This is a genomic window from Streptomyces geranii, from assembly GCF_002954775.1.
Classification (GTDB): Bacteria; Actinomycetota; Actinomycetes; order Streptomycetales; family Streptomycetaceae; genus Streptomyces; species Streptomyces geranii.
On the sequence record NZ_PJME01000069.1, the window covers coordinates 34,726 to 42,638 of the forward strand.

Annotated in this window: 4 protein-coding genes; all 4 read left to right on the forward strand. The window is 72.7% G+C overall.

Annotated elements, in window-relative coordinates:
• Positions 1–84: 84 nt before the first annotated feature.
• The 4 genes from CW359_RS47245 to CW359_RS41480 all read left to right on the forward strand — a co-directional run bounded on the left by CW359_RS47245 (position 85) and on the right by CW359_RS41480 (position 7,678).
• Complete coding sequence (locus CW359_RS47245) at positions 85–1,488, forward strand: RICIN domain-containing protein (RefSeq protein ID WP_269805625.1); 1,404 nt, start codon at positions 85–87, stop codon at positions 1,486–1,488.
• 321 nt (positions 1,489–1,809) lie between these two features.
• Complete coding sequence (locus CW359_RS41470) at positions 1,810–5,685, forward strand: Pls/PosA family non-ribosomal peptide synthetase (RefSeq protein ID WP_105975432.1); 3,876 nt, start codon at positions 1,810–1,812, stop codon at positions 5,683–5,685.
• 92 nt (positions 5,686–5,777) lie between these two features.
• Entirely contained in the window at positions 5,778–7,160 is a 1,383-nt protein-coding gene (locus CW359_RS41475) for a M1 family metallopeptidase (RefSeq protein ID WP_105975433.1), read from the forward strand.
• A gap of 89 nt (positions 7,161–7,249) precedes the next feature.
• Positions 7,250–7,678, forward strand: coding sequence for a YchJ family protein (locus CW359_RS41480; protein ID WP_232838829.1), 429 nt, complete (start codon positions 7,250–7,252; stop codon positions 7,676–7,678).
• Positions 7,679–7,913: the final 235 nt, after the last annotated feature.

The following is a 7,913-nucleotide window of genomic DNA, read 5'->3' on the forward strand; positions in this document are numbered from 1 at the left end:
CCCTACCCGGGTGCTACCCGCTCCCTCATACCCCAGTACTCCCGTGGGCACTGCCCCCCACCGCCGCTCCGCCAGGAGGACGTCATGACCACCTCACAGAACGCCGCCCAGCAGCAGCCCACGGCGACCGGCGAACCGGGCCCCGAGGCCACCGCCCCGGCTCCGAGTCCGGCACCGGATCCGACTCCGGCTGCGGCCCCGGCTCCTGACCCGACGGCAACCGTCCCCTCCCTCAGTGCCGTTGCCCCGTCCGTGGCCGAGCCCGCATCGAGAGCACTGCTCACACCGGGAGCGGCAGCCGAGCCCGCGTCGGCCCCCGCCCCGGATCACGAACCGGACCCGGAGACCCAGCCCGACCCGGAGGCCCAGCCCGACCCCGAGGCCCAGCCGGAGTCCGAGGCCCAGTCGGCCGCCACCGCCGCCGCCGCCACCGCCGCCACTTCCGCTGCCGGAGCCGCCTCCACAGCCGAAGGCGCGGCCTCAGCCTCAGCCGAAGGCGAGCCCCCCGCCGGTGCCGACGCGGCCAGCGCCGCCGCCGACCCCGATGTCGTCACCGCGGGCGACGACTCCGACGGTGGCACCGCCGCCACCGCCCGGGACGGCCACCCCGGCCGCCCGTCCAAGGCGATCCTGGCCGCCGCGGCCATCGCGGGCGCCCTCCTCGTGTCCGTGCCGTTCCTGGTCAGCACCCGCAACAACGACTCCACCACGGTCCGTTCGGCGAACGGCAGCACCGCGGACACCGTGCTGGGCGACTCGCTGGACGGCGCGGCCCCAGGCGCCTTCGAGTCGGCCGAGCCGAAGCCGGGCACCGGAAAGGCGTCGCCGTCGAAGGCCTCGCAGAGCCCCGCCAAGTCCGGTGCCAAGGGCGCGGCGGGCGGCGCGGCCCCGGTCGCCGGTGCGGGCGGGAGCGGTGCCGGCACCGGGAGCAAGGGGCAGAGCACGGGCTCCGGCAGCGGCTCGGGATCAGGCTCGGGTTCGTCCAAGGGTTCCACCTCCTCCGGTTCGAAGAGCAGCACCACGTCCGGCACCAAGGGCACGACCAGCGGCGGCACTTCGACCGACAGCGGCGGCACGGCCGCGAAGCCGACCCCGACCGTCGTCCCGGGCGCGATCATCTTCAGCCACGCGTCCAACAAGTGCATCGACGTCGTCGGCGACAAGGGCAAGGACGGCGCCGCGCTGGAGATCTGGACGTGCAACGGCAAGGCGCAACAGAAGTGGATATTCCACTCCGACGGCACCGTGCGCGCCTTCGGCCTGTGCATGGACGTCGCCTGGGGCTCCACGGCCGACGGCGCGGTCATCCAGCTGGCCAAGTGCAGCGGCAACCCGGCCCAGAAGTTCATCCTCGCCCAGCCGAACGACCTGGTGAATCCGCAGGCGAACAAGTGCGTCGACGTGAAGGACCAGAAGACCGCCAACGGCACCCGGCTCCAGCTGTGGACGTGCAACGGCCAGCCCAACCAGAAGTGGACCGCCCGCTGACCCCGCCGCCGGTCCCGAGCCACTGACCCATCAGGCGTTTTTCGCTCTGCGTGGGCGGCTTTTCGCTGTGTGTGGGCGAAATCTCGTCCTTCCTGGTGGCCGACGAAGATCACCAGGTCAGGGGCGTCGGCCCCGGATCCGACACGCCCGGAAAAGCCCCTGTACAGCGGCCCCGCGTGGCAGACCGACTGGCGCGAGCCTAGCCTCGTACTAAAATTTCCGGCTTGTTACGGAACGGAGCTGGAGCAGGACAACCCCAGGCAGACCTGCGGGCCCCCGCCAGCGCCCCGGAATGTCTCCGGGAACGAGACGCGAGGACTGATGGCAGCCATTCACGAGAGCAGTGCTCTCGGTCTGCTCGAAGAAGAGATCCGCGAGCGGTTCGGCGACACGGCACGTTTCTCCGCGGGGCCCGCCGCCTCGCCCCGCACGCTCGTCGACGTCTTCGACGCCACCGTACGTTCGTACCCGAACGAACCCGCCCTCGACGACGGCACGACCTCTCTCACCTACCGCGCGCTCGCCGTCGAGGTGGAGAGCGTACGACGTCGGCTGAGCGCCGCCGGTGTCGGGCTCGGGGACCGCGTCGGGGTCCGGGTGCCGTCCGGGACCAATGAGCTGTACGTCGCCATCCTGGCCGTACTGGCCGCCGGCGCCGCCTATGTTCCCGTGGACGCCGAGGACCCGGACGAGCGGGCCGAGCTGGTGTTCGGCGAGGCCGAGGTGCGGGCCGTCGTCGGGGCCGGGTGCGAGATCACCGTGCCCGGCGGGCGCAGCGAGCTGCCCGCACGCCGTCCCGGCACCGAGCACGACGCCTGGATCATCTTCACCTCCGGCTCCACCGGCAAGCCCAAGGGCGTCGCCGTCAGCCACCGCAGCGCCGCCGCCTTCGTGGACGCCGAGGCCGCCCTCTTCCTCACCGACGACCCCGTGGGACCCGGCGACCGGGTCATGGCGGGCCTCTCCGTGGCCTTCGACGCCTCCTGCGAGGAGATGTGGCTGGCCTGGCGCTACGGCGCCTGCCTGGTGCCCGTACCGCGCTCCCAGGTCCGCAGCGGCGCCGACCTGGGTCCCTGGCTGGTCGAGCAGGAGATCTCGGTCGTCTCGACCGTGCCCACGCTGGCCGCGCTGTGGGAGCCCGAGACCCTCAACGACGTACGCCTGCTGATCTTCGGCGGCGAGGCCTGCCCGCCCGAGCTGGTGCAGCGGCTGGTCACCGAGGGCCGCGAGGTGTGGAACACCTACGGGCCCACCGAGGCCACCGTCGTCGCCTGTGCCTCCCTGATGACCGGCGACGAGCCGATCCGCATCGGGCTGCCCCTCAACGGCTGGGAACTCGCCGTCGTCGACGAGGCCGGGGAGCCCGTCGCCATGGGGGCCAGCGGTCAGCTGGTGATCGGTGGAGTCGGGCTTGCCCGCTACCTCGACGCGGAGAAGGACGCCGAGAAATACGCACCGCTCGAATCCCTCGGCTGGGAGCGGGCCTACCGCAGCGGTGACCTCGTCAAGGCCGAGCCCGAGGGGCTGATCTTCCTCGGCCGCGCCGACGAGCAGATCAAGCTCGGTGGCCGCCGGATCGAGCTGGGCGAGGTCGACTCGGCCCTCCAGGCGCTGCCCGGGGTCGCCGGTGCCGCAGCCGCCGTACGGACCGCGCGCAGCGGCAACCAGCTGCTCGTCGGCTATGTCGTGACGCAGGACGGCTGGGACCAGGCCGCCGCCGTGGAGCGGCTGCGCGCCGAGCTGCCCGCCGCCCTGGTGCCGCTGCTCGCGCCGGTCGACGACCTGCCGACCCGTACGTCCGGCAAGGTCGACCGCAACGCCCTGCCCTGGCCGCTGGAGGGCATGGAGACCGGTCCCGCCGCCCAGCTGTACGGCACGGAGGCGTGGCTCGCCGAGCAGTGGAGCGAGGTCCTCGGCATCCCCGTGGGCAGCGCGGCCGACGACTTCTTCTCGATCGGCGGCAGCAGCCTCGCCGCCGCCCAGCTGACCACCCGGCTGCGCACCCGCTACCCGAGCGCGGCCGTCCTCGACATCTACCAGCAGCCCGTGCTGCGCGCGCTCGCCCGCCACCTGGAGGAGTCCGCGCAGGACGACACCAGCGGTCGGATCATCGCCCCGGTACCGCTGCGCGCCAAGGCGCTCCAGCTCGTCCTCCTGGTCCCGCTCTTCACGCTGCTCGGCCTGCGGTGGGCGGTCGCGCTGGCCGCCGCCGGGAACGTACTGCACTGGTTCGGTGCGTATCCGTGGGCGCCGAGCACGTCGTGGTGGGCGGTCGCGGCCGGGGCGGCCGTGTTCTTCTCCCCGCCCGGGCGGCTCGCGCTCGCGGCCGGTGGCGCGCGCCTGCTGCTGCGCGGCGTGAAGCCGGGGCGCTACCCGCGCGGTGGCAGCGTGCACCTGCGGCTCTGGACGGCCGAGCGGCTCGCCGAGTTCAGCGGCGCGACCTCGCTGACCGGGGCCTGGCTGGAGCGGTACGCGCGTGCGCTGGGCGGCAAGGTCGGGGCGGACGTCGATCTGCACTCGCTGCCGCCGGTCACCGGCATGCTCAAGCTGGGGCGTGGCGCGGCCGTCGAGTCCGAGGTGGATCTTTCCGGCCACTGGCTGGACGGGGACCGGCTGGAGATCGGCACCGTCAAGGTGGGCGCCGGTGCCGTGGTCGGCACGCGCAGTCTGCTCTTCCCGGGGGCCCGGGTCGGCAAGCGGGCCGAGGTGGCACCGGGTTCGGCGGTCGTCGGGACCGTGCCGACCGGGCAGCGCTGGGCCGGGGCTCCGGCCGTCAAGCTGGGCAAGGCCAAGCGGAACTGGCCGAAGGAGCGTCCGCAGCGCGGGCGTGCCTGGCGGGCCATGTACGGCATCACCGGTTTCGCGCTGAGCGCCCTGCCGGTCGCGGCCGGTGTGGTCGCGCTGCTGGTCACCAGCCTGTTCGTCGACCCGAGCGCCGGGCTCGGCGCCGCTCTGCGGGGCGTCGCGCTCGCTCTCGTACCGGCCACGCTGGCCTTCGGTCTCGCGTACGCGCTGGTGCTGCTGATCTCCGTACGGCTGCTGAGCCTGGGCCTGCGCGAGGGTACGCATCCCACGCACAGCCGGATCGGCTGGCAGGCCTGGACGGTCACCCAGCTCATGGACCGCTCCCGCGAGACCCTCTTCCCGCTGTACGCCGGGCTGATCACGCCGGTGTGGCTGCGGCTGCTCGGGATGCGCATCGGGCGCGGTGCCGAGGTGTCGACCGTGCTGGCGCTGCCGAGCCTGACGACCGTCGGCGAGGGTGCGTTTCTGGCCGACGACACGCTGACCGCGCCGTACGAGCTGGGCGGTGGCTGGCTGCGGATCGGGCGGGCCGAGATCGGGCGGCGGGCCTTCCTGGGCAACTCCGGGATGACCGCGCCGGGCCGCTCGGTGCCCGACGGCGGGCTGGTCGGGGTGCTGTCGGCAACGCCGAAGAAGGCGAAGAAGGGCAGCTCGTACCTGGGGCTGCCCCCGGTGAAGCTGCCCCGGTCCACCTCCGGCGGCGACCAGAGCCGTACGTACGACCCGCCCGCGCATCTGCTGTGGGCGCGGGCGCTGGTGGAGCTGTTCCGGATCGTGCCGGTGTTCTGCTCGGCGGGTCTTGCCGTGCTGACGGTCGCCGTGTTCAGTGTGCTCGGTGGCTGGTTCTGGCTGCTGGGCGGAGTGGTCCTGCTCGGCGTCGGCGCGCTCGGCTGCGCCCTGTCCATCGTCGCGAAGTGGGTGCTCGTGGGGCGCCACCGCGCCGGTGAGCACCCGCTGTGGAGCGGCTTCGTGTGGCGCAACGAGCTGGCGGACACCTTCGTCGAGGTCGTCGCCGTGCCGTGGCTCGCGGGTTCCGTGCCGGGTACGCCGGTGATGTCGGCGTGGCTGCGCGGGCTCGGCGCGCACATCGGGAAGGGGGTCTGGGTGGAGAGCTACTGGCTGCCCGAGACCGACCTGGTGACCATCGGGGACGCGGCCACCGTGAACCGTGGCTGCGTGCTCCAGACACACCTCTTCCACGACCGGATCTTGCGGACGGATACTGTGGTCCTCCGTGAGGGCGCGACGCTGGGTCCTGGCGGGATCGTCCTGCCCGGTTCCACGGTCGGGGCCCGGTCCACTCTGGGTCCCGCGTCGCTGGTCATGGCGGCGGAGTCCGTTCCCGACGACACCCGCTGGCTGGGCAACCCGATCGAGTCATGGCGTTCCTGAAGGCGGTGGGCGCGGCTCGTTCGGGTACCGGGGCGGGGGAGGGTGCATCTCCGGCACCACGTACGAGCACAGCGCAGGGAGCAGACTCAGCAGTGAGCGTTCAGCAGACAGTGGGTTCGGACCCGTACTTTCCGGCAAACGGTGACGCCCGTTACCGGGTGCACCGGTACGAGCTCGCGCTGGACTACCGCCCGGGACCGAACCGGCTGGCGGGCACGGCCCGGATCAACGCGATAGCGGGCCGGTCCCCGCTCGTCGAATTCCAGCTGAACCTGGGCGACTTCAAGATCGGCCGGGTCCGGGTGGACGGCAAGGCGGCGCACTACACGCACCGGGGCGGCAGGCTCCGTATCCGCCCCGCGAAGCCGCTGCGGACCGGGGCCGCGTTCACCGTCGAGGTGCACTGGGCGGGCAACCCCAAGCCGGTCAGCAGCCCCTGGGGCGGGCTCGGCTGGGAGGAACTGGAGGACGGGGCGCTGGTCGCGAGCCAGCCGATCGGGGCGCCCTCCTGGTACCCGTGCAACGACCGGCCCGCCGACAAGGCGTCCTACCAGATCTCGATCACCACGCCCTCGGCGTACTCGGTGGTGGCCGGCGGCCGGCTGCTCACGCGGACCACGAAGGCGTCCACGACCACCTGGGTGTACGAGCAGTCGGCGCCGACGTCGAGCTATCTGGTCGGGCTGTCGATCGGCAAGTACCAGACCGTGCTCCTCGGCGATCCGGGGCTCGGCGGGGTGCCCCAACACGGGCACATTCCGGCCGAGTTGCTGCCCGAGTTCTCCCGGGACTTCGCCCGCCAGCCCGCCATGATGGAACTGTTCCAGGAGCTGTTCGGGCCGTACCCCTTCGGCGAGTACGCGGTCGTGGTGACCGAGGAGGAACTCGACGTCCCCGTCGAGGCACAGGGGTTGTCACTGTTCGGCGCCAACCACGTGGACGGCGCCCGGAGTTCGGAACGGCTCGTCGCGCACGAACTGGCCCACCAGTGGTTCGGCAACAGCGTGTCCATCGCGGACTGGCGGCACATCTGGCTGAACGAGGGGTTCGCCAAGTACGCGGAGTGGCTGTGGTCCGAGCGCTCGGGCGGACGCAGCGCACAGCAACACGCCGCCGTGGCGCACCGGTTGCTGTCCGGACGGCCACAGGATCTCCGACTGGCCGATCCCGGCCGGAAGTTGATGTTCGACGACCGGCTGTACCAGCGGGGCGGACTGACCGTGCACGCGGTGCGCTGCGCGCTGGGCGACGAGGCGTTCTTCAGGATGCTGCGCGGCTGGGCGGGGCTGCACCGGGGCGGGTCGGTCAGCACGGCCACGTTCACGGCGTATGTGGCTCGCTTCGCCTCCGAGCCGCTGGACGAGCTGTTCGCCGCGTGGCTGTTCCGGGGGGCGCTGCCCGCGCTGCCCTCGGTGGCGGCGGCCGGGCCCCGGATGCCCGCACGGCCCTCCTATCCGCCGTCCACCACCGCGTAGGCCCGCGCGTCCGGGCGGCGACCGGAGGGTCGGGCGGTGCGGTGGGATGCGGTGGGGTGCGGTGCGAATGGTGCGGGAGAATGATGGCCATGTCCCGACGCCCCGTGCGGCCCCGACGCCAGCACGCCTCCGCCCCCGCTCACAGCTCCCCGTGTCCGTGCGGTCTCCCGGGCGCGTACGACGACTGCTGCGGCCGTTTCCACCGGGGCGAGGGCGCGGCGCCGACCGCCGAGGCCCTGATGCGTTCGCGCTACAGCGCCTTCGTGCGCCGGGACGAGCCCTACCTGCTGCGCACCTGGCACCCGCGCACCCGCCCCGCCGAGGTCGCGTTCGACCCGGGGCTGCGGTGGACGGGCCTGGAGATCCTCGCGACGGACGGCGGTACGGCGTTCCACAGCACCGGCACCGTGACCTTCCGGGCCTCCTACCGGGGCGGCGCGCTGAGTGAGCTGAGCCGGTTCGAGCGGGTCGACGGGGCCTGGGTGTACGTCGACGGGGACATCGACCCCGACGTCTAGGTCCTGTCGTCAAATTCCCGTCGTCGCCCGTAGGGCGGCTCCGCGGCGTCCGGTGCGTGCTCTCGGCGTGCCGGGCGCCGCGGGGCAGGCGGGAATTTGACGACAGGGCCTAGTAGGGCTTTGTTAGGTCTCTTGTCGCGGCGGCAGGCTGGTGCTTCTCTGCAGGGATGAGGGCAGATGAACTCTCAGCGTGTCGTGGCCGGTTGGAGGAGTTCGCCGGGGAGGTGTTCGCGCC